A 24,292-nucleotide genomic window follows, 5' to 3' on the forward strand; every position below is an offset into this window, starting at 1 on the left:
TATCGATAGGTAAAGAGGTTGAATAATAGAAAGGGAAAGAACGATGATAGAAAAACTACTGAAAAAAGGTTTGGTTATTGCAGCTCTAATCATCGTTCTTTTCCAATCATTTTCTGTTCCAGTACTAGCTACCATACAACCTTGGACAGGAAATCCTTGGTCCGGAGATAAGTGGGAAGGTAGTCCGTGGGATGGTGCTGACCTTGAGTGGAAAGGGGACTCATGGGAAGGCAAGCCGTGGGAAGGTTCTACAACAGAGGGAAATGATTGGGATGGAAACGGTACAGAGGGGAATGGTATCCAAGGACAGGATTGGAGCGGGTATGATTGGTCGAATGCACCTTGGTATATGGACCCTTGGTTAAATAATGGCTGGAGTCCAAATGGGTTCAGTGGAAACGGAACGACTGGAAATCCATTTAGCGGAAGTGGAACCAATGGTAATGATTTTACAGGTAATGGAACAAACGGGAGTTCATTTTCCGGTGATTACTGGAGTGAAAATCCATTTTTAAACTCACCATTTCCTCCATACTCACCCTTAGCATATAGCTATAACTACTCTCCAGAAGACTTTGAAGGAAACCCGACTGATATTAAATTGCCTATGGGGTTTGAAGTGGCCAAGTACATTTCAAATGATGTTATTGGTGGGCAAGTGAATATGATTGATGGGTATATGAAGTTTGATTTTGAGAATAATCCTAATGGATATAAGCCTGGGGGAACTTTCTATTCCACCCTATTACTAAATGGGGTAAAGGTAGGTTTAGGAGAGAAAACGCCGGGGTTTGTTAATGGGGTTTCGGGTGCGCATGATTTTGCATTAAAGTCAATTGATGCTGTAGGAGCGGTAAAGGATTATAAAATACTTAAGGATTTTAGAGATGCTTCTAGAGCAGCGGGTGGAGTAAGAGGAGCCGCAGAAGTTGCAGACAATGCCAGCGATGCGTTGTCTGGTTTAACAAAAGTTGGAACTATCTCAAAGCTTAATGTAGCAACAGCAGCCTTAGGAGCTGGGTACTCAGCCGTCGAGTTGGGGTTTAATGGTGCAAAGGCATATGAAGTATTAAATTCAAACGCTGCTGGGAATGAGAAGGTTTCTGCGGTAGCAGAGGCAACTGGCAATTTTGGTGACCTTTTAATGAATGCCGGAGTTATTACAGCAGCTGTTCCAGGTGGTCAAGCGGCTGGTGCTATAATGATTGCCGGCGGAGCAGCTGTTTGGGGGGCATCGAAGCTTACAAAATTAGTAGCTGATAATTGGAATGGAATTAAGAAATTTGCTAAAGATCCAGTTGGTAATTCGAAAAAAGCAATAAAAAAAGGTTGGAATAAGATTAAAGGTTGGTTTGGGAAGTAATATAAGCTAGATACGTAATAAAAGGGGGGTACTCCCCCTTTTTATCCTTGAATTTAGAAAAAAGGACGGTTTTATATGGATGTAAAGGCATTGTCCAAGAAAGCAAATAAGTATAAAAAGTGGTTAGAAAATTCTGTCCTTATTAACCCATTTAGTTATGAAGTTAATGGAGTTGATTACTATATAGTTATCTATAAAAGAAATTCAAATGTAAAAGGGTACTCTGTAATATCAGAAGGATTTTACTCTAGTAAGGATGCTATAAAGGCATTTGAAACCTTAGTACTGTATACAGTCTTTGCGAATAATTTTTTTGAAGGTGAAGAAACAAAAATGAAACTATCACCGGACTATTTTTTTGAAATAGCCGACAAGATAAATCATTTTTTACAGAGCAGTACCGAGAAGAATAAATTTCTTTTGAAAGGAAAAAACACTTTAATTGAGCTTGGAGATATACTAAAAGATTTACAAAAATATATTAGAGATTACTCTAATCATTATGATGAACATATTTTAAAAACCAATAGAATTGATGAACGAGAATATGAATCCATTCTTGAAACGCTATCCCATCTAAACCGCCTTCAATACCTACAGGGTAAAGTATTTTTAGATTCATTTGAAGATTTAAAGGGCATGGAAAGGGAAATGAAGAAACAAAAAATTGATCAACAACTTTCACGTGATCAACAGATTGTATTAAAAGAATTATTGAATGGAACGAAAGAAACGAAACAAAGTATAAAGGCTTTAGACATCGAGAAAAAAATCGCTCATCTACCAGTGGAAGAACAGATTAAAATTTTAGTTGAGGAATTTAAAAAGGCTGGAAGAAATAATCTCGATCGTCATAAAAGGAATTTGCGCTACCCGAAGCTATAAGATACAAAGGTATATAGCTGATTTTGGAGTGGGAATATAATGGATTCAAAAACTTTATGAAGGAATGCTGAAAAGTACAAGAAATGGTTTGAGAATGTATTCATTAATCCTTTCGGCTATGAGGTTAATGGCACTTTGTATTACTTATCCATTTACAAAAAAATCCAAAGTAAAAGGCTAATCGGTTGTATCTGCTGGAGATTATTCTAATGTTGATGCATTAAAAGCCTTTGAGAAACTAATACTCTTCACTGCTTTTTCTAATAAATTTTTTTCAATAGGGGAACAAAGGGCAAAGATTAGTGAAGATTGTTTCTATACTCCTGCCAATTACATAGCAGATTATTTACAAAATGATAATCACAATATTTATCTCTCGAAAGGTAGAGAGATTTTAGTGGAGTTTGGGGATATACAAAAAGAATTAAAGGAACTAATTAAAGAATATTCTCATCATTATGATCACCATATATGCAAGATAAACAGGATAGACGATAAGAAGTATGAACGTTTAATTGAAGCTCTTGTACATCTAGATAGAATTCAATATCTACAAGGCCATAAGCTTGTAGAAAACGTTCAAGATTTAAAACTGGTGAAAAAATGAAATGGAGAAGACAAAAATCTTGTCATTAATTCCTAAAGATAATGAAATTTTCCTGACAGAATTTCTGAGTGGAACAAAAGACATGGAAAGGTCAATGAAGGATTTTGAAGATCTAAAAACAACCTCTCATTTGCCTATAGAAAAGCAAGTGGAACAATTAAAGCAGTCGTATTATGAAAAAGGATTAGTAAAACTTCCTAGGTACAAACAAGATCTACGTTACCCAAAACCCTGAGGTGAAATCATGGATAAACCATTAAAATACACCTTTTCCTTTATTGCGGAAAGGTTTGAAAAGCTTCTTATTATTGTTCTTTGCGTTCAACTACCATTGTTGATTCTGCACTCTATCATAACAAACTATACTTATGCGATTACTCCCAATGTTGGAACCATCTATTCTGTAGCAGATATCTATTACGCTCTCTTCACGATTTTGTTCTTTCTATATGCTCAAATTCCATTTGTAAAATATACATTCAATGAGCTTGAAGGGCGAGAAGGTTCTTTGAAGAATGCCTTGTATACATTTGTAGTTCAAGGGTTTCCGATTTTTGTGTTTTCTTGCCTGATAAGTATATTAATTATTATCGGTTTTTCCTTTTTTGTTGTTCCAGGAATTATTATTCTTTCTTTATTTATAACAGCTCCTATTATTTCCATCATCGATAATAAATCAGTCTGGAAATCTATTAAAGAAGCACGATTATTATTTAAAAAGCATTTTATTAAAATTATTCTATTAATCTCCTTGTGGGGAACAGTTGAAATGGTGATAGGAATTATAGTTAATTCCTTTATTTTAAATATTACTAGTTCTTATGCTGCGTTAGCAGGAGTTCAAATTTTAACAAATATGTTGTTCTATCCATTATTTATTGTGCTTTTAACGACAAGCACGTTGAAGTGGAGAGAAGGGCTTAGGAAACTTACATAGTTGGCAAGTGGGGAAGACAACCTACTTTTGTAGTCTTGAGAGAAAAATAAATAGATTTAGAAAGGAAAAGAGCGATGACGGAAAAACTACTGAAAAAAGTTTTTGTAATGGCTGCCTTATTTATCATTCTTTTCCAATCATTCTCGATTCCAGCGTTCGCGGCTATTCAACCGTGGGAAGGGAAGTCATGGGAAGGGAACCCATGGACTGGAGACCCATGGGATGGAGCGGATCTCAAATGGGAAGGGGACTCATGGGAGGGCAATCCATGGGAAGGTTCCAATACCGAAGGGAATGATTGGGATGGAAAGGGTACTGATGGAAATGGTACAACAGGAGAAGGTTGGAATGGATACGATTGGTCTAGTACACCATGGTATTTGGATCCTTGGCTAAATAATGGCTGGAGTCCGAATGGATTTACTGGTAACGGAACAAATGGCAGTCCATTTACTGGTGATGGAACAAGTGGTAACCCTTTTTCCGGGAACGGTACAAATGGGGAGGCTTTTACGGGTGATGCCATAAATGGTAGTCCGTTTTCCGGCAATGGAACAAATGGTAATCCATTCACGGGCCTTGGCACAAATGGATATCCCTTTTTAGGATATGGAACGAATGGTCAGCCATTTCTTGGTTATGGATCGAACTATAAATTAACAGAAGTGTCACCGTCGGATAGCCCAACTGCCGATGATCCAATTTATTCAGGGTATGATTGGATGAAATTTGCAGTGAATGACCTTGGGATAGCGGGGCTTCAAACACTCGGTCAGAGTAATATTGACCTAAGTGATTTAGGGACATGGAATACGAAATCAAAAACATTTTATTTGAAAATGTTAGAATCAACGTTTAAATTTTCTTCTAAAGATATTGCCATGTTAGAGTTAGGGGCAGATTCCTTAGATGTAGGGAAAAATGTTAAAGACTTTAGAAATAACATGCGGAACCTACGAGATACATCTGTTTTATTAAGAAATGGAGTATCTCCGTATTTGTCAAATCCTCAACTTCTACTAGATGGGGTTAAAAATATCAAATTATCAACCATTGCTACTTCCACCGCACAACTTGGATCTAATACTTACAACGCATTTAAGTCAATGGCTCCGTTAGGAAAATTAAATGTCATCGGGGCAACTGTTGGGGCAGGTTTTTCTGCGGTAGATACTTTTCAAAATACAGTAAAACTTTTTAATGCGGATACTGGAAAAGAAAGAGTTGCTGCTGGAGCAGATTTAGGCCAAAGCACAGGAAGTTTACTTATGAATGTTGGGACAGGGGTTGCGGCTTTCCCAGGGGGCCAAGTAGTTGGTGGAGCATTGATTGCAGGTGGAGCTGCTTTATGGCTTGGTGGAACAGTAGTAAAACATTGGGGAACAATAAAAAATGCTGTCAAACATCCTGTTAAAACGGTTAAAAAGTTAGGAAAAGGAATAGCGGACAAAGCGAAGAAAGGTTGGAAAACAGTAAAAGGATGGTTCTCATAAGGGAGAGAGCCATCTTATCCTAGGTAGTAAGAGTATTTAAAAAGCGTATTACATAAACGTAAAGTGAAACGCGATTCCTTGGGACTAGTTATACAATGGAGGGTAAATAATGAGCACAGAAGAAATTTCAAAGATAGCTCAAAAACATAAAAAATTCGCAGAAAGAATCGATATTTTTCCATATGAATATAGAACGGAAGATACAACTTATCGAATGGCCCATTTTTATAGACTGACGTCAAAGTTATACGGGAGTTATGTTTATACTCCATATGACCTTTCTTATCAAGAAGTGAAATCTGTGTTTTATAAATTTATTTTGATGGAGGAATACCTCAAAAATAAATTATCAAAATTGAACGACTATGCTTCGCAAGATTTAACGAAAAGTTACTTTGATTATAGAGATCTTTTAACGGAATTAGATCCTATCGTGTTTTCCGATGTTCAAAATGAAATAGATAAAATTCTTGAGTCCATTGTCTTTATTGACAATTCTTTAAGAGAAGTAAGAGAGAGATATCAGGAATTTCAACAGATTTGCAAGACTATTAAATCAGAAAAAGCCTTTACTAATGAACAGCTAGAAAGAATAAGGAGAATTCACGGTGAATCACAAGCCATTCTATTTAATCAAACATTAGAGCAAAAGAAAATATTAGAACCCGCTAAAAAACTATTTAGGTTTATGAAGGAAAAAGACTTACATAAAAATCCAACATACAAAGAGGAGTATGAAAAGACAGATGTTATTGTAAACGATCAATCTGTTTTAACCTTAGATAATTCTTTAAGAAAGTTTGGAAAAGTAGAAGAAATGAAGGCTCTATCATATGAGCAACTAGTTCTAAAACAAATTGAGTGGTTTGAAAAGGCCTTTTTTAAAGCATTAAACGAAGATTTTATTAAGAGAAGAGTTAGAAATCCATCTGTTCAGGGGAGTTAGCAATGATTAATTCATGGAAAGAAGCAATGAGAATTTATACAGGAAAGTTTGAGGGGGTATTATTACTCTCTCTCACTATTCTTCTTCCTTTGCTGTTAATCGATTGGTTCATTATCAATATTGTTTACCTTTTTGTATTTAATGATTTTACATCATCACTAGCAGATTTTTACTATATCTTTTTAACGTTTATTTTTCTCGTTATCGCGCAAATCCCATTTGTGCAGTTTGTAAAGTCATACGAGAATTCGGGGGAAATCGAGTATAAAGATATTTATTATGTTTTTATCACGAATGCATTCTCGTTATTTGTTTTTGGTGTATGTTTTTCGTTCGTAACATCTTTAGGGGTACTCCTTTTTATTGTACCTGGGCTAATTTTCTTACTGTTTATGTTTGTTGCTCCATATGAAGCAATCCTAGAAGAAAAGTCGGTTTGGAAATCAATGAAGACATCTATTTTCTTTGCGAAGAAAAAGTTTTTTCCATTATTCTTTGTTATTTTAATTATTAGCTTGACTGAAATTATTATCGGTTGGGTAAGCATGTTTCTTATTCATACGGTAACATCGTCGTTGTTGGCCCAAATAACAGTCCAGATGCTGTTGAATCTATTAATCTTTCCTTTTCTAGCAATATGGGTTACATACTTTTATATTGATTGGAAGAAAAAATACCAACTTTCTTAGAGAGGACTTAAGCCCATGGGGAGAGGTGAATGAAATGCTAAATATTATAAAAAAAATAAAAAATGAAGAAGGCTCATCGACAATAGAGTTTCTTGGTATTTTGCCTTTAGTGTTCATTGTCCTAATGATTATGTGGCAGCTAATTGTCAGTGTGCAGGCTGTAATAGTGGCGCAGTCGGCAGCAAATGAAGCTGCTAAGGTTTACTCTGTAACAGAAAATAGCAGCGAAGCAGAAGCTGCTGCATCTAAGATTGTATCAGCTGGTGGGTCTTATCTGACATTTCAAGGAGCATCAGGTATGAATGCGAAAGACTTTACAGCAACCGTTAATGTCAATATAGATTTTGTCTTTTTACCAGAGAAATTGTTTGCCAATAATCAAGCTCCTTCTTACTCCTTCTCTTCAACTGCTAGCGGTAAGGTGATTAAAAATGAAATTGAAGGTTAAAGAGACTCTTCAAAATGAACGTGGGAATATTGCTCTCTTTGTTATTGGAATATTAGCTGTAATGATGATTTTATTTGTTTTTGTGTTGAATCTTTCAAAAGTATTTGCCGTAAAGGAACAGGCAGACTCTACAACTCAACAGGCGAGTATAGCTGCTACAGCGGTAATGTATGAAGAACTGGAGGGTGTAATTGCGGAATATGAGACGTGGCTTATCGGTAAACTAGATTCCTATCCAGAAACGATCGGTGAAAAGGTAGATGAAAAAATAATTGATTTAAATAGCGATCCTGACTATAACGATTATTCAGCAAACGAAATATCCATTGAGGCATTGGATATGGTACTTATAGAAGAACTAGAGCATGGGTTTGGAAAAAAAGAGCTGGCTGAAAAGCTTGAAGATGAAATAGAACACGATATCGTAAAAAAAATGAAGAATAAAGCCAGACAAACAATAGTAGAAAATGGCGGTAATCTAGAAGGTGCAACACTTGAAATAGAGAATGGGCAAGTATATATAAAAGCTTCTAATACAGTAGAAGGTACGAGTTACAAAGGATTTTTTGATAACTTTTCTGATGAGTTATTTCAGCAATCGGGTGGCCCTAAAATGGACTTTCTGGAGCATATTCCCTTTTTTGATGTAGGGGTGGAGTCGTTGGAAAGTTAAATTCTCTGATAGTTTAATCAAACGTTTGTTTAATAGAAAGAACGTTGATTTAGCAATATTTCTAGGATTTGTTCAAACGTTTGTTTACATCGTATCTAGTAGTCTTGTGCTTGTTTTTTTGGGGGGGGGGGAGGTTTGTCCAAAAAGTAAAGACAGTGCTGTCCAGCTTTAACAAAAATTGCACCAACATTATATATGGAGGGATAGTATGTCGAAGAAGGAAAAGCGCTGGAGAAGGTTTTATTTAATTTTGATGATTTTTTTTCTATGTTATTTTTGTTCCTGTATCTGTTTTAGAATGGATCGGAGCAGATGGAGGGTTCCCAATAACTGCGATTGCCGTGGGAGTTGCACTTCCTTATATGCGGAAAAATCATTTAAATCAAATTCAGGTGAGAGAGGGTACGAAAGCTTGAGGAAACTCAGGCTTTCTTTTATATGGGGGAATTTTGAGGAAAGGCTTAATATCGGAGAAGGAAGGCTCAATAAAAAGGGTGTAAAGATACTCACTATACCAATCCAGGTCTTTGATAGTCTCTAACGACTAATTTATTCCTTTAATCTGCTTATTGCAGCGAAAAAATAGCCCTCGCTTTATTTAAGCGGGGGCTTTTGAATGGGGGAATACGTTATCATTATGGTCAATCCTCTAAAATAATATACATCTAGTTTTAAATATTGATAGTCAGCTCTTGTATGAAACCCTACTAGAATTATCCTTCTACATTTATATAATCCTGTTTACTATTTATAGGAGAGTATCAACAAAATGCAAGCATTTAGAAAAAGTACAATAAAGTTCAATCAAACGTTTGTTCAAACTTATTTTAAAATGGAGCGGAAATATATTACAATAGGTGGAAAAGTGTTAATTCTGTAGTAATCTTGACTAGAGGTCTTTTATAAAAGAGATAAAGAAGTAGCATGTGTACAGTTGCTTTCACATTTTAAGGGGAAAGTTCCCAACAAACGATTGCTAAAGAGAGGGATTCCAATGTCTATTGTAACAGAAAAAGGTGAGCATACGGAGGCTTCAGAAGAGATAAATCCATGGCTTACCATTTGGGTTCAGCCTAGGAAAACAATTCGTTTTATGATGGAAAACAGTAAATTTGGTTGGGTATTTCTGTTAGTGTGTCTGGCGGGAATTTCAAATGTATTGGATATTGCCTCTAATGCAAACATGGTTGATAAAGTTTCTACATCCATCGTAGTCATTGTGCTTACTGGTATTTTTATAGGAGCCATTCTAGGGTTGGTCGTTTGGAGCTTGTCTTCTCTTCTGTATTGGTCTATTGGCAAGTTATTTAAAGGAACAGGAACACTTAAAGAAATAATGACTGCATCTGCGTGGGCATTTATCCCGATAGTTCTATCTTTGATTTTGTGGATTCCAGACCTTCAAATTTTAGGAGAGGGTGCTTTTTCAGCAATCCCTTCAGCCATTACGCCATTTGAAGGAATAGTAGTCATTTTTTCTGCAATTGTAGAATTAGTGTTTTCAATTTGGTATGTGGTTATCTTGGTAAAAGCAATTGCGGAAGCTCATCAGTTCTCCGCTTGGAAAAGCGTTGGAACGGTATTTATTCCTGGGTTTACTATTTTCTTTTTGATGGTTTTTACTATAGTTATCCTGCATTAACGGGCAGGGCCCCTGCGTTCCCCACTTTAAATTCGGAATTTCCCCCACAATTGGTTAAAATAAGAAGTAAATCATCTAGAAACGACTGTTGGATAGTTAAAAGGAGCGAGTGTTGTGAGAAGATATGCAGATGATAGTTTGGCGTTACATACAGATTTGTATCAAATAAATATGGCGAAAGCGTATTGGGATGATGGTGTTCATAATCGTAATGCGGTGTTTGATTTGTTCTTTCGGAAGTTACCATTTGGGAATGGGTATGCTGTTTTTGCAGGGCTGGAGCGGATTATTCAGTATCTTGAGGGTTTCGGTTTTTCGGAAAGTGATATTGAATACTTGCGAGAAGAAGTTGGATATGAAGAAGAGTTTCTTCACTTTTTAAAGGATATGCGTTTTACTGGTACGGTTCGTTCAATGAAAGAGGGAGAGTTGGCATTTGGAAATATGCCGATGGTTCGGGTGGAAGCACCATTGGCACAAGCACAGATTTTAGAAACGGCTTTACTAAACATTGTGAATTACCAAACATTAATTGCGACGAAAGCAAATCGTATTAAGCATGTGGTAGAAGATGGTGTGGTAATGGAGTTTGGATCAAGACGTGCTCAAGAACTGGATGCCGCTGTTTGGGGGACGAGGTCTGCTTATATCGGGGGATTTGATGCAACAAGCAACGTCCGTGCAGGAAAGATATTCGGTATTCCTGTTGCAGGTACTCATTCTCATGCAATGGTACAAGCCTATCGAGATGAGTATAAAGCTTTTCATAAATATGCAGAAAGTCATAAGGATTGTGTTTTCCTTGTGGATACGTACGATACGCTAAAGTCTGGCGTTCCTACCGCAATTAAAGTAGCAAAAGAGCTTGGAGATAAGATTAATTTTACAGGGATCCGTCTTGATAGTGGTGATATCGCGTATTTATCCAAAGAGGCACGGAAGATGCTCGATGAGGCAGGCTTTACAGATACGAAAATAATTGCGTCTAACGATTTGGATGAGTATACGATTCTTAACTTAAAGGCCCAAGGAGCCGAAATTGATATATGGGGAATAGGGACAAAGTTGATAACTGCCTATGACCAACCAGCATTAGGTGCAGTATATAAACTAGTCTCTATCGAAGGTGAAAATGGAGAAATGATTGATACAATCAAAATTTCAAGCAATGCGGAAAAGGTCTCCACTCCTGGTAAGAAAAGAGTGTATAGAATAGTTAATACCATTAATCATAAATCAGAGGGAGACTATATTGCACTAGAGCATGAAGATCCGCAATCAGAACAAAGATTGAAAATGTTCCATCCTGTGCATACCTATATTAGTAAGTTTGTCACTAACTTTGAGGCGAGAGAACTGCATGAAGAAATCTACTCAAATGGAGAGCTTGTCTATAAGATACCTGATTTAGTTAATATCCGGAAATTCGTGGATGAAAATCTTCAGTTATTATGGGATGAATATAAGCGGTCGTTGAACCCGGAAGAATACCCAGTTGACTTAAGTGATGAATGTTGGACAAATAAGGTGGAACTTATTAAGCAAGTGAAGGAAGAAGTGAAGGACCGGTTTAACCAGAAGCAAGCATAAATATTGGTTGTATTGTGAAAGAATCGCTATAATGTTATGTAATAAATTCTAACATGGAGTGTGAAATGATGGATGCTTTGCAAAAACAAATAGTAGATGAGTTGCTTGTAAAACCAACTATTGACCCTAAGGAAGAGATTCGCCGCAGTGTAGACTTTTTGAAAGCGTACTTAAAAAAACATTCGTTTCTAAAAAGCTTTGTACTTGGTATTTCTGGCGGACAGGACTCCACATTAGCTGGTAAGCTTGGACAAATGGCTGTGAATGAATTAAATGAGGAAACAGGGTCCAATGATTATGCTTTTTATGCAATTCGACTCCCCTATGGTAAACAAGGGGATGCACAAGATGCGATTGACGCTGTAGAGTTTATTCAGCCTTCTGTTTCCCTTACAATCAATATTCAACCCGCGGTGGATGCTAGTGTAGATACATTGAAGCAAAATGGTATTGAGCTAACTGATTTTGTGAAGGGGAATGAAAAAGCACGTGAACGAATGAAAGTGCAGTACAGTGTAGCGGCAATGCGAAACGGTGTTGTACTCGGAACGGATCATTCGGCAGAGGCATTAACAGGTTTTTATACGAAACACGGTGATGGCGCAGCAGATCTTGTACCACTTTTCCGCTTAAATAAACGGCAAGGGAAAATGCTTCTAAAAGAGCTTGGTGCCCCAGAGCACTTATATAATAAAATCCCAACAGCGGACCTAGAAGAAGATCGTCCACAGCTTCCTGATGAAGTAGCACTCGGAGTTAGTTATGATGAAATTGATGATTATTTAGAAGGAAAAGACGTCTCATCTGAATCAAAGAAAACGATTGAAAGTCTTTATTTAAAATCACAACATAAACGTCATTTACCAATCACTGTCTATGATGATTTTTGGAAATGAATGAAGCAGCCGGCCCTCTATAGTAAAGAGGCTGGCTTTTTATTTTTCCAAACTCCGAGATTAACTAGTTGTACTAGGATGGAGTGTTTAAAACTTGGATTGATTATCTTAATTTTAGACCATTTCCTACTCCTGTTGGATCACTTTTCTTTCCATCCGGACTGACTTCTAATCATCCCGAATCACATTATCTTCCTGTCCAGACCAATTCTATCTTTAACAGATTTAGTATCTTTAGAAAGAAAGGAGCAATCGTTCATAAAAGACAAAATTCCTAATTATTCTATTAATTTTTTGGGATTCTTAAAGGTATTTTAGCGATATAAAACGAAAGTATTAGTAGTTGATTAGAAATATTACAGGGTATGAGGTTGGTGCAAATCGATTGTTCCCGTTCACATCAAAATAAATAGAAAAGATAGATAGGGAGACTTTCCTGTTTCTCTTCTAACACCAAGATTCTAGGAGGGTGAAAATGACTAGTGAATTAAAGAATTCGAAGTTACAAGAGGTACTTGAGAATATAGATAAAGTAATGATAGGAAAGCGTAAGTCGGCAGAGCTTAGTATCATCGCTCTCTTGGCAGGGGGGCATGTTTTATTAGAAGATGTGCCAGGTGTAGGGAAGACAATGATGGTAAAGGCACTTGCAAAGTCAATTGGTGCTAGCTTCAAGCGAATTCAGTTTACACCTGACTTGCTTCCGTCGGATGTTATTGGTGTATCGATTTACAATCCGAAAGAGATGGAATTCGTTTTCCGTCCGGGTCCGATTATGGGAAACATTATTTTAGCGGATGAAATTAATCGAACTTCTCCTAAAACACAATCAGCACTACTAGAAGGGATGGAAGAAAGCAGTATTACGATTGATGGGGTAACGAGAAAATTAGAACGACCTTTCTTCGTTATGGCTACTCAAAATCCCATAGAATATGAAGGGACCTATCCGCTTCCTGAGGCGCAACTTGATCGCTTCTTGTTGAAAATAAAAATGGGTTACCCTGAGCCTTATGAAGAGATGGAAGTATTACAACGTGCCCAAAAGACTCCGCCGATTGAAAACTTGCAGCCGGCTATCACTATCGAAGAATTAAAAACTATACAACAGGAAGTGAAAGAAGTTTTTGTAGACGATACGATAAAAAAATATATTGTCGATATTGCTAATAAAACGAGAATTCATACGAATGTTTATTTAGGTGTAAGTCCTCGTGGTTCCATTGCTTTAATGAAAGCTTGTCAAGCTTATGCGTACATACAGGGAAGGGACTTTATTATTCCAGATGACGTTCAGTATCTAGCACCATTCATTTTTGCTCATCGAATAATTCTTAAGTCGGAAGCAAAATATGAAGGGATTACAACAGAAGAAGTGATAGATCGTGTTATTGCTAGAATTCCAGTTCCTGTTCAAAGGCTTGTGAAATAAATGAAGGATAAATTACAGCTGTTTTTTCAAATAGGGAAGTTTCTCTTATTGCTATTGTTAATAGGGGTAACCTTCTGTTTTGCTATGTTTCAAGGTGGTTTTCTAAGTTGGTTTTTATTCTACAGCTTCCTTCCGTTCGCTCTTTACTCTTTAGCTGTATTCCTATATCCTATGTCCGATATAGTGGTGGAAAGGGCATTTGAAGCAGTAGATTTTAAAGCGGGAGACGAACTGAAAGTCACAATCACCATGAATAGAAAAATACCTATTCCAATATTTTACATGGTATTGGAAGATGTTGTGACAGAGTCTGTTTTTCATCATACAACTCTCCAAAAAGCGAAAGCGATGGTTTATCCAGGGTTTAGGAAGCAGATTAAACTGACCTATTCTATTAAGGAGCTTCCGAGAGGAGAACATATTTTTTCAGCCGTTCGATTTCGTATGGGGGACTTTTTCGGTGTTTTTGAAAAAAGTGCGACCGTTACATGCGAAAATCAATTATTAGTGTATCCGTCATTTGTTGATGTTGCTTATCGCCCATTAGAGAATCGCTATGATCAAGGTCTAACTTCTTCTACTGTAAAAATTCAAAAGGATACGACGATGGCAACAGGTGTAAGGGAATACCAACCAGGAGATCGCTTTTCTTGGATACATTGGAAATCGTTTGCCCGCACAAATAGTTTAATGACGAAAGAATTTGAAGAAAGGCAGTCTCATGATGTCCTTCTTGTTTTAGACCGAGAAACATCTGCTACCTTCGAACCGATGGTCACGTTCACTGCATCTGTTATCCGTTCTATTATAAAAAAAGGCGCGCAAGTAGGGCTCATATCTATTGGGGAGGATCATGTTTCCTTTCCAATTAGAGGCGGAGAGGAGCATCAGCGGCATCTGTATTACCACCTTGCAAAAGTGCGTGCAGATAGTCCCTTTGCATTAGGAAAAGTACTTCAAGGAGAAGGGATAAATTATCAACAATCAGCGACTGTAATATTTATTACCGCCACGCTTTCGAAACGGATGGTTATGAGCATCAGTAATTATGCAAAGCGAAACAGCGCCGTTGTTATTTTTCTTATAAAAGCAAAAGGGGCAAGCTTTACACAAGAAGAGAAATCGCTTAAGGCGTATGCCGCTGCAAGAGGAATATGGGTAAGACCTTGTTTTGAAGGAGAGTTTGGGTCGGCCTTTACGGAGGTGAAGCGAGCGTGATAGAAAATACTCCGACACATAGAATACAAACGATCATTTTGTATGTATTAGGCTTCCTTTTACTATGGGAATGGTTAAGGCCATTACAAGTAGTCACGGATACTAGTAGCCTGCACTATTTTCTTGTTTTTATAGCACTAGCAATGATTCTATCTTATTTTAGAGTAAAACCTTTTATTTCGGGATCTATTAAAGTAGTATTTATTCTTTTTTCACTACAATCACTCTACTTCGAAGGCTCTTTTTTTAGCCTACTATGGATTGGTCCTTTTTTAAAAGATCTCACCTACAATTTAGAATTAACTTTAGGTAGGGAATGGTCAAGTCTGTCCTTTATGTATCGAAGTCTTTTGTTTTTCGTCTTGCTTTGGCTTATGACCTATCTCTTATATTACTGGTTAAGCGTGAAGAAAACGATTCTACTTTTCTATATCATGACAATTGCTTATATTAGTGTGTTGGATTCTTTCTCAAATTACGATGGCGATCAAGCAATTATTCGGGTTGTTATTTTTGGTTTTTTACTACTTGGTTTGCTTGCCTTTGAACGGATTGTTATGAAAGAAAGAATTCTTCCGACAAAAACGAATAAGCAGCGTTGGATTATCCCGCTAGTAGTAATGGTCGGGGCCAGTTCTTTTTTTGCATTTGTAGCACCGAAAGCAGATCCGCTTTGGCCAGACCCTGTTCCATATTTTAAGTCCTATGCGGAAGGGGCAGGAGGCAGTGTTAGTAAAATAGGGTATGGTACAGATGACTCCGAGCTTGGAGGTCCTTTTATCGGTGACCCCACTGTCGTATTTAAGGCTGAAATTGAGAGTGAACATTATTGGAGAATTGAAACAAAGGATGTGTATACAGGGAAAGGTTGGGAACAGTCGCTTACAGAGGATCAATCGTTGATGAGGTTCCAATCTGGGGAGCCAGTGCCATTAATGCTAAACTTGCAAGAGTCGGAAAGAGAAGCGACAGAAGAAAGAATTCTTATTGAACAGCCGTATAATCATGTGGTCTATCCCTATGGTGTAGAGACGGTTACTGGAAACGAAGATGGCTACTTTATGCTTAGCAATAATAATGAAAAAATCAAGAGTTATCGGAATCAAGAAGAAGTGGAATTGGATGAGTATAGTATAACGTACCGAAAACAGGTATATTCCCAGAAGGCAATGACAGCGGCGAATGATACTGTTGATTTATCTCAGTTGGATCCGTATTTAGATCGTTACACGCAACTGCCGGAGGCTCTTCCAGAAAGAGTAAAAGTTCTTGCGGCGGAAATAACGGAAGGTAAGGAAAACTGGTATGACAAGGCAAAAGCGGTAGAGCAATATTTTGCACAAGAAGGATTTATGTACGATCAGTTTGATGTCCCTGTACCGGAGAAAGGTCAGGATTATGTTGATCAATTCCTTTTTGAAACACAAAGAGGTTATTGTGATAATTTTTCTACTTCGATGGTTGTAATGATGAGGTCTTTAGGAATTCCTGCACGTTGGGTGAAAGGATACTCAGAGGGAGAATATAGCAGTCAAATTGATAGCGATACAATGCTGTATGAGGTGTCTAATAATAATGCCCACTCATGGGTAGAGGTATTTTTCCCGGAAGTTGGTTGGGTACCATTTGAGCCGACTGTAGGTTTTAGTAATAATGTTATTTATGACTATGATTTTGAACTGCCAGAGACAGAAGAAACGCAGGTTTCAGAAGTATCGGAGCAGGAAGAACCAAAAAAAACATTTCAGCCTGAGGAGGATGTGGCTACTTCAAGTGAGGAGGAGTTTTCCTTCGAGCAGTTCTGGGGAGATACAAAAGTATTTTTTAAGAAAAATTGGGGGAAGGTGCTAGTTGGTTTCGCTTTGCTTCTCGCTTTAGTAGCAGTGCTTTATGGAATACGTAGGCGTTGGTTGCCATACTTTCTCATCTTTTATTATCGCAAGAAAAATGAGGAGCGTATTTTCTCTAGTGCTTACATTTCGTTAGTGAAACAACTAGAAAGATATGGATTGAAAATAGAAGATGGGCAAACATTACGAGCGTACGCTAGGTATATCGATTCGTTCTTCGGAACCAGTGAAATGACTAGACTAACAAGAAATTATGAAAGCATTTTGTACGGTCAAAAACTTTCAGAAGAAGACTGGGAGAAGATGAGGGAATTGTGGGAAAATTTAATTAAAAAGACAACTGGTTGACCCACAAGTAAACAAAGTTTAAAATAATGTCAACTTAATAGAGTTCGTTAGCATCCTTCGTATATCCTCGATAATACGGTTCGAAAGTCTCTACCGGGTCACCATAAATGACCTGACTATGAAGGCAGCGTTTCTACTTCTATGACATTATTTATGTTTTAAAAAGCTAGAATCCTGCCTTTTTTATAGGCGGATTCTAGCTTTTTTTATTATTTATGGACCGAAGAAGGGAATACTGCTGTTTATAGGTTCTCTATAGGATGCTAATAATAGGTAAAAAATATGACCAATGAGGTGACCGAGAATGACTGGAAAACAAGAACTGCACAATCAGGAAATGATCCTTGTGCTGGACTTTGGAAGTCAATACAATCAATTAATTACAAGAAGAATTCGTGAATTTGGTGTGTATAGTGAACTTCATCCCCATACAATCACATTGGAAGAGATTCAAGAAATAAACCCTGCCGGAATTATTTTTTCTGGGGGACCAAATAGTGTTTATGGTGATGATGCGTTCCGTTGTGATGAGCGTATCTTCGATTTAGATGTTCCGATATTTGGTATTTGCTATGGGATGCAGCTAATGACAATGCACTTCGGTGGCAAAGTAGAGCGTGCTAAGCATCGCGAATATGGAAAAGCGGCTATTAATATCGATAAGACTTCTAAGTTATTTGGTGGTTTGCCAGAAGAGCAAGTAGTGTGGATGAGCCATGGCGACTTAGTAATGGAAGCGCCAGAAGGGTTCGACGTCAATGCCACAAATCCTTCTTGTCCAATTGCATCAATGAGTAACGAAGAAAAAGGTCTATACGCTGTTCAATTCCATCCAGAAGTCCGCCATTCTGTATATGGAAATGAAATGCTTAAGAACTTTGTCTTTGATGTTTGCGGCTGTAAAGGTGACTGGTCGATGGAGAACTTCGTTGAAATAGAAATGGAGAAAATCCGTAAAACTGTTGGAGATAAACAAGTTCTTTGTGCATTAAGTGGTGGAGTGGATTCTTCTGTTGTAGCTGTTCTTATTCATAAAGCAATAGGAGATCAGTTGACATGTATTTTTGTTGACCATGGACTTCTACGTAAAGGTGAAGCAGACAGTGTAATGAAAACTTTCGCTGAAGGTTTCAATATGAACGTTATTAAAGTGGATGCTAAGGATCGTTTCTTGGATAAGTTAAAAGGTGTTTCCGATCCTGAACAAAAGCGTAAAATTATCGGTAACGAATTTATTTACGTCTTTGACGATGAAGCGACAAAACTAAAAGGTATCGATTACCTAGCTCAAGGTACACTTTATACGGATATTATTGAAAGTGGGACGGCTACTGCACAAACAATTAAGTCCCATCATAATGTTGGTGGCCTACCAGAAGATATGCAATTTAAGTTAATTGAGCCACTTAATACTTTATTTAAAGATGAAGTAAGAGCGTTAGGATCCGAGCTTGGCATTCCTGACGATATTGTTTGGCGTCAACCTTTCCCAGGACCAGGACTTGGTATCCGCGTGCTTGGTGAAATCTCGGAAGAAAAACTAGAAATTGTACGTGAATCAGATGCCATTTTACGTGAAGAGGTAAAAAATGCAGGTTTAGAACGTGACATTTGGCAATACTTCACGGTACTTCCTGATATCCGCAGTGTAGGAGTGATGGGAGATGCTCGCACATATGATTATACAATTGGTATCCGTGCTGTTACTTCCATAGATGGAATGACATCTGACTGGGCAAGAATCCCATGGGATGTACTAGAGAAAATTTCGACTCGGATTGTAAATGAAGTCGACCACATCAATCGTGTTGTGTATGATGTTACGAGTAAGCCACCAGCAACAATTGAATGGGAATAACTACAGAAACGAACGATTTGTTAGATGTAAATAAATAATGTTCGTGTTTTCTGTTGACGATGGTTCTATATACTGATAAAATAGTACTGTAATTATTAATAGATACTATTTTCACATTACGTCGTATAATTTCGGGAATATGGCCCGATAGTTTCTACCAAGCTGCCGTAAATGGCTTGACTACGAGATAATGGGTGTATAGACCTCTCTTTTTCTTTTTTATGGTCTTTTCCCTTACCTAATAGTCAACGCTCTGAACTTCGGCAGTTCAGAGCGTTTTTATTTTGCCAGGAGAAATGGTTTAAGAAACTGTGATTATATTAATGGAGGGAAAAGGAGAAATGAAGAACTTCTTTCAGTTTGAACAACTAGGAACGAATTATCGCCGTGAATTCATCGGTGGATTAACAACATTCTTATCAATGGCTTATATTTTGGTTGTGAACCCTATTACGCTTTCCTTGCAGTCTGTACCAGATCTTCCGGATAGCATGCGTATGGATTATGGAGCGGTATTTGTTGCCACTGCACTAGCTGCTGCGTTAGGTTCCCTCATTATGGGCTTAATTGCAAAGTATCCAATTGGGTTGGCACCTGGTATGGGATTAAATGCATTCTTTGCCTATACGGTTATTTTAACAATGGGAATCCCTTGGCAAACAGCGTTAACAGGGGTTTTGATGTCAGGACTTATTTTTATTTTACTAACAGTTACTGGTCTTCGCGAAAAGATAATTAATGCGATTCCCGCTGAATTGAAGTTCGCGGTTGGAGCTGGTATTGGTTTATTTATTACTTTTGTAGGTTTTCAAAATGCAGGAATCATTGTTAATAACGATGCTACACTAGTAGGTTTAGGAGATTTAACGGACGGAAATGTTTTATTAGCTATCTTTGGGATTTTTATAACAGTAATTTTGATGACAAAAGGTGTTAAGGGCGGTATCTTTATCGGAATGGTAGTAACGGCAGTAGTTGGGATGATCTTTTCGCTAGTTAATGTCCCAACGCAGGTAGTTGATGCGGTGCCTAGTTTAGAACCAACATTTGGAGCGGCGCTTTCTCCGCTATTAAATAGCCCTTCTGACATTTTCACAGTACAAATGCTTGTTGTTATTTTAACATTCTTATTCGTGGATTTCTTTGATACAGCGGGAACGCTTGTAGCGGTTGCCAATCAAGCGGGCCTAATGAAAGAGAATAAACTTCCGCGCGCGGGAAAAGCGTTATTTGCAGATTCTGCAGCAACGGTAGTAGGAGCGGTACTAGGAACATCTACAACAACATCTTACGTTGAATCTACAGCAGGTGTTGCAGCTGGAGCTCGTTCCGGATTTGCCTCTGTTGTTACAGCAGGATTCTTCTTGTTATCTCTTTTGTTTTTCCCATTACTAGAAGTGATTACAGCTCCGGTAACAGCACCAGCACTTATCATTGTCGGGGCATTAATGGTTTCTTCTCTTGGAAAGATTGAATGGGCGAAGTTTGAAATTGCGGTTCCGGCATTTTTAACCATTGTGACGATGCCGTTGACGTACAGTATTGCAACGGGGATTGCGATCGGGTTCATTTTTTATCCAATTACGATGATAATGAAAGGTCGCGTAAAAGAAATTCACCCAATTATGTATTTCCTTTTTGTAATCTTTGTTTGTTACTTTATTTTCTTAATATAATAACTTTTCTACTAAAGGCTGGTTTTCGCGGGGTTCCAACTGCGAAAACCAGCCTTTTTTCTGCTTTGAATAAGGGATTAAGAGGACGATTCGTTAAATAAATTTCTTGTATGAACCCCGGTCACGCTCTTTCTAATAATGTGTGAGGAAAAAAGCTTATTAATTAGAATTCCTATAAATAAATTGAAAAAATCGCTTTCTTTCGTTAAAATCAAGGGATAACGCTTCGAAATTGGGGATTATAGGGAGTAAATGGTATGGCAACTTTAATAGTGAAAAAAGTACTAAATAACAATGTAGTAATTGCGGTGCATGATAGCTATGATGAAGTCGTTTTAATCGGCAAAGGAATTGGGTTTAACCGTACAAAAGGAGAAGCGCTTCAAAATGATATCGCAGAAAAAATGTTCGTGTTAAAGGGAGAGAAAGAGCAAGAACAATATAAAAAGCTTCTTCCTCATTTAAATGATGAAACATTAAGTGTAATCATTTCTGCAATAGAGCTGATTAGAGAGAGGACAAATTCCTTCCTAAATGAGCATATTCATATTGCCCTTACAGACCATATTTTATTTGCGATTAATCGTTTAATGAGGGGATTAGAGATTCGTAATCCTTTCCTAATTGAAACGAGAGCTCTTTATCCTTTTGAATATGAAATCGCAAGAGAAGTTGTCGATATGATTAATATTGAGGCAGATGTCAAGCTACCAGAAGGGGAAATTGGATTTATAGCACTTCATATTCACAGTGCTATGACAAATAAAGATTTGTCTGAAGTTAATCAACACTCCCAACTAATAGCCAAACTGACGCAGATGATAGAAGAACAACTAGAAGTAGAGCTGAAAAAAGATAGTGTTGATTATATGAGACTTGTTCGTCACCTTCGTTACACAATTGAAAGGGTTTTAAAGGGAGAACAAGTAGAGGAACCAGATAAAATTGCAAAACTGTTGAAAGAAGAATATCCGCTATGCTATAATCTTTCATGGAAACTAATCAAGGTGATGCAGCAAACGTTATGGAAGCCAGTATATGATGCTGAAGCAGTTTACTTAACGATGCATCTTCAACGCATACAAACAAAAATAAAATAACGCACTTATCTTATAAACGTGTTACTGATTCGATCAGGCATGAGTGAAGAAGATAATTGAAACGTATTAATTGGGGTAGTCTATCCATATACGTTCATTATCTTCTTTCCTCATGCCTTTTTTGTTTGTTGTGGACACCTTGATTAGAAAAAAATAATAAGGAGGTACCTTTTATGTTTAAAAAGGCTTTTGGTGTTTTGCAAAAAGTCGGTAAAGCATTAATGTTGCCTGTGGCGATTTTGCCTGCAGCGGGTTTATTGCTTGCACTTGGTAATGCTTTGCAAAATCCGACATTATTGGATATAGCTCCATTCCTAGATAATGGTGGAGTAGAGATGGTTGCAAGTGTAATGGAAAAAGCGGGTGGAATAATATTTGATAACCTTCCATTACTCTTTGCTGTTGGTGTTGCCATCGGTTTAGCGGGAGGAGACGGTGTTGCAGGTTTAGCAGCGATTGTCGGATTCTTGATTATGAATGTAACGATGGGAACGGTTGAAGGGTTAACCATTGCGGATGTAACTGGTCCGGATAAGGATCCAGCGAATGCATTAGTGTTAGGGATTCCGACCTTACAATCTGGTGTGTTTGGCGGTATTATAGTAGGTATTTTAGCCGCTTACATGTACAATAGATTCTTTAACATTGAGCTTCCATCCTATTTAGGGTTCTTTGCCGGAAAAAGATTTGTTCCAATTGCAACAGCAGCATCTGCTGTCGTTCTAGGGCTAATAATGTTATTAATTTGGCCTACAATACAAAATGGTTTAAATACTTTCTCTAACTTTATGCTTGGAGAAAATAGAACCTTTGCTGCATTCGTCTTTGGTGTTATAGAAAGGTCGTTAATTCCATTTGGATTACACCATATTTTCTATTCTCCTTTCTGGTTCGAATTTGGCCAATATACTTCTGCAGCAGGAGATATTGTACGTGGAGATCAGGCGATTTTCATGAAACAAATTCAGGATGGTGTACAAGACCTTACTGCCGGTACATTTATGACAGGTAAATATCCGTTCATGATGTTTGGTCTTCCGGCTGCGGCGCTTGCTATTTACCATGAAGCTCGTCCGGAAAGAAAGAAATTTGTTGCTGGTATTATGGGATCGGCGGCGTTAACATCTTTCCTAACAGGTATTACAGAACCGCTTGAGTTCTCATTCTTGTTCGTGGCACCAGTTCTATTCGGTATCCACGCTGTCTTTGCTGGTCTTTCTTTCATGACGATGCATCTTCTAGACGTAAAAATTGGTATGACGTTCTCTGGAGGATTAATTGACTATATCCTTTTTGGGGTTATCAACCCACAAACAAATTGGTGGTTAGTTATTCCGGTTGGACTAGTTTTAGCTGTGATCTATTACTTCGGTTTCCGTTTTGCAATTCGTAAGTTCAACCTTGCTACACCTGGACGTGAAGAAGTAGAGGATGACGAAGATGATCAACCAGCTGGAACTGCAGGCGAACTACCGTACAACATCTTAGAAGCGATGGGTGGACAAGAAAACATTGCTCACTTAGATGCGTGTATTACTCGCCTTCGTGTATCCGTTAATGATGTGAAAAATGTAGATAAAAACCGTCTGAAAAAACTTGGAGCATCTGGTGTCCTTGAAGTAGGTGACAATATCCAAGCGATTTTTGGACCTAGATCTGATTCGATAAAATCACAAATGCAAGATATCATTAGTGGAAAGGCACCACGTAAAGTGGCAACAAATGCTGATGAAGAAGTAGAACAACAAATTGAAGAAGTGAATCCTGATGCTCTTCAAAATGAAGATGAATTTAAAAATGAAAAATTCATTTCTCCAATAAAAGGGGAGATAAAAGAAATTACAGAGGTCCCGGATCAAGTATTCTCTGGAAAAATGATGGGGGATGGATTTGCCATTCTGCCTGAAGAGGGAACAATTGTATCTCCGGTAGACGGTAAAGTCGTTAATGTATTCCCTACTAAACATGCACTTGGTCTTGAATCAAAAGCTGGACGTGAAATCTTAATCCATGTAGGTATTGATACAGTTAAACTAGAAGGTGAAGGTTTTGAAGCGCTAGTAAAAGAAGGCGATCAAGTAGAAGCGGGACAACCACTATTAAAGGTGGATCTGGCTTACATTAAAGAAAATGCTCCTTCTATTATCACTCCAATTGTATTTACTAACCTTAAAGAAGGTCAGCAAGTTACGGTTGAAAAAACAGGTAGTGTTAATAGTAAAGAAGAGAATATTATTTCTATTGATTGATGAAACAATGCACCAGCTGGATTTTTATTCGGCTGGTGTTTTTTTAGGTGCATGGAGTGATCTTCCAATAATAAAGGAATGCTATTTTTGTGATTATTCCTTAATATAGTAGAAAAGAAAAAGGTAATAGAACTATTGTGTGTTAAGTATGAAAAAATGATAAAAAAAGTGTTGACGATTTTGATGTGGGTTGTTATACTTATAAAACCGTCGCGAAAGGCGGTGGTCAACATACGAAACTTTGAAAAAAGTTTTAAAAAAGTGTTGACTTGAACAAAGATACTTGATAAGATATTAAGGTCGCTTAAAACGAGTGGCAAACACATTGAACTTTGAAAACTGAACAAAGCAAAACGTCAACGTTAATTCAAGTTTTATTTTAAAAGAGCTAA

General features: G+C 37.5%; 20 protein-coding genes and 2 riboswitches. All 20 genes read left to right on the forward strand.

Annotation, left to right across the window (positions count from 1 at the left end; translation table 11 throughout):
* Positions 1-43: 43 nt before the first annotated feature.
* The 20 genes from ACFSUL_RS04715 to ptsG all read left to right on the forward strand — a co-directional run bounded on the left by ACFSUL_RS04715 (position 44) and on the right by ptsG (position 23,900).
* A complete protein-coding gene (locus tag ACFSUL_RS04715) occupies positions 44-1,363 on the forward strand; it encodes a hypothetical protein (RefSeq protein ID WP_377933165.1) in 1,320 nt (439 codons plus the stop codon).
* Between the two features lie 75 nt (positions 1,364-1,438).
* A complete protein-coding gene (locus ACFSUL_RS04720; RefSeq protein WP_377933167.1) occupies positions 1,439-2,248 on the forward strand; it encodes a hypothetical protein in 810 nt (269 codons plus the stop codon).
* Positions 2,249-2,645: 397 nt separating this feature from the next.
* Entirely contained in the window at positions 2,646-2,855 is a 210-nt protein-coding gene (locus ACFSUL_RS04725; protein ID WP_377933169.1) for a hypothetical protein, read from the forward strand.
* A gap of 1 nt (position 2,856) precedes the next feature.
* On the forward strand, positions 2,857-3,090 hold the full coding sequence (locus ACFSUL_RS04730; RefSeq protein WP_377933171.1) for a hypothetical protein: 234 nt from the start codon (positions 2,857-2,859) through the stop codon (positions 3,088-3,090).
* Positions 3,091-3,099: 9 nt separating this feature from the next.
* A complete protein-coding gene (locus ACFSUL_RS04735) occupies positions 3,100-3,792 on the forward strand; it encodes a hypothetical protein (RefSeq protein WP_377933173.1) in 693 nt (230 codons plus the stop codon).
* Between the two features lie 74 nt (positions 3,793-3,866).
* Positions 3,867-5,285, forward strand: a complete 1,419-nt coding sequence (locus tag ACFSUL_RS04740; RefSeq protein ID WP_377933175.1) for a hypothetical protein — start codon at positions 3,867-3,869, stop codon at positions 5,283-5,285.
* A 109-nt stretch (positions 5,286-5,394) separates the two neighbouring features.
* Positions 5,395-6,231, forward strand: a complete 837-nt coding sequence (locus ACFSUL_RS04745) for a hypothetical protein (protein ID WP_377933177.1) — start codon at positions 5,395-5,397, stop codon at positions 6,229-6,231.
* 2 nt (positions 6,232-6,233) lie between these two features.
* Positions 6,234-6,920, forward strand: a complete 687-nt coding sequence (locus ACFSUL_RS04750) for a hypothetical protein (RefSeq protein WP_377933179.1) — start codon at positions 6,234-6,236, stop codon at positions 6,918-6,920.
* Positions 6,921-6,954: 34 nt separating this feature from the next.
* The gene (locus ACFSUL_RS04755) at positions 6,955-7,368 is read left to right on the forward strand and encodes a TadE/TadG family type IV pilus assembly protein (RefSeq protein WP_377933181.1); all 414 of its coding nucleotides are present in this window, start codon (positions 6,955-6,957) and stop codon (positions 7,366-7,368) included.
* Positions 7,352-8,041, forward strand: a complete 690-nt coding sequence (locus tag ACFSUL_RS04760) for a Tad domain-containing protein (RefSeq protein WP_377933183.1) — start codon at positions 7,352-7,354, stop codon at positions 8,039-8,041. Before ACFSUL_RS04755 ends, ACFSUL_RS04760 begins: the two co-directional genes overlap by 17 nt.
* A gap of 994 nt (positions 8,042-9,035) precedes the next feature.
* Positions 9,036-9,683 carry a YIP1 family protein gene (locus ACFSUL_RS04765; protein WP_071413753.1) on the forward strand — a complete coding sequence of 216 codons (648 nt, stop codon included), beginning with the start codon at positions 9,036-9,038 and terminating at the stop codon, positions 9,681-9,683.
* A gap of 114 nt (positions 9,684-9,797) precedes the next feature.
* A complete protein-coding gene (locus tag ACFSUL_RS04770; protein ID WP_377933186.1) occupies positions 9,798-11,273 on the forward strand; it encodes a nicotinate phosphoribosyltransferase in 1,476 nt (491 codons plus the stop codon).
* A gap of 68 nt (positions 11,274-11,341) precedes the next feature.
* Positions 11,342-12,169: an ammonia-dependent NAD(+) synthetase gene (gene nadE / locus ACFSUL_RS04775; RefSeq protein WP_071413752.1), complete on the forward strand. Its 828-nt coding sequence runs from the start codon at positions 11,342-11,344 to the stop codon at positions 12,167-12,169.
* 475 nt (positions 12,170-12,644) lie between these two features.
* Positions 12,645-13,601 (forward strand): AAA family ATPase, encoded by a 957-nt coding sequence (locus tag ACFSUL_RS04780; RefSeq protein ID WP_377933188.1) that lies wholly within the window; start codon positions 12,645-12,647, stop codon positions 13,599-13,601.
* A gap of 48 nt (positions 13,602-13,649) precedes the next feature.
* Positions 13,650-14,819 carry a DUF58 domain-containing protein gene (locus tag ACFSUL_RS04785; RefSeq protein ID WP_377933190.1) on the forward strand — a complete coding sequence of 390 codons (1,170 nt, stop codon included), beginning with the start codon at positions 13,650-13,652 and terminating at the stop codon, positions 14,817-14,819.
* Entirely contained in the window at positions 14,816-17,017 is a 2,202-nt protein-coding gene (locus ACFSUL_RS04790) for a transglutaminase TgpA family protein (protein WP_377933192.1), read from the forward strand. The genes ACFSUL_RS04785 and ACFSUL_RS04790 overlap by 4 nt, the downstream gene beginning before the upstream one ends.
* Before the next feature lie 37 nt (positions 17,018-17,054).
* Positions 17,055-17,156: riboswitch (purine riboswitch) on the forward strand.
* 165 nt (positions 17,157-17,321) lie between these two features.
* Positions 17,322-18,875, forward strand: coding sequence for a glutamine-hydrolyzing GMP synthase (guaA, locus tag ACFSUL_RS04795; protein ID WP_377933194.1), 1,554 nt, complete (start codon positions 17,322-17,324; stop codon positions 18,873-18,875).
* A gap of 101 nt (positions 18,876-18,976) precedes the next feature.
* A riboswitch (purine riboswitch) is annotated at positions 18,977-19,078 on the forward strand.
* Positions 19,079-19,216: 138 nt separating this feature from the next.
* Entirely contained in the window at positions 19,217-20,551 is a 1,335-nt protein-coding gene (locus tag ACFSUL_RS04800; protein ID WP_377933196.1) for an NCS2 family permease, read from the forward strand.
* A gap of 257 nt (positions 20,552-20,808) precedes the next feature.
* Positions 20,809-21,651: a glucose PTS transporter transcription antiterminator GlcT gene (glcT, locus tag ACFSUL_RS04805; RefSeq protein WP_377933198.1), complete on the forward strand. Its 843-nt coding sequence runs from the start codon at positions 20,809-20,811 to the stop codon at positions 21,649-21,651.
* Positions 21,652-21,824: 173 nt separating this feature from the next.
* Positions 21,825-23,900 carry a glucose-specific PTS transporter subunit IIBC gene (gene ptsG, locus ACFSUL_RS04810; protein WP_377933200.1) on the forward strand — a complete coding sequence of 692 codons (2,076 nt, stop codon included), beginning with the start codon at positions 21,825-21,827 and terminating at the stop codon, positions 23,898-23,900.
* Positions 23,901-24,292 lie beyond the last annotated feature (392 nt).

The organism is Bacillus seohaeanensis, assembly GCF_042684945.1.
Taxonomy (GTDB): Bacteria; Bacillota; Bacilli; order Bacillales; family Bacillaceae_B; genus Rossellomorea; species Rossellomorea seohaeanensis.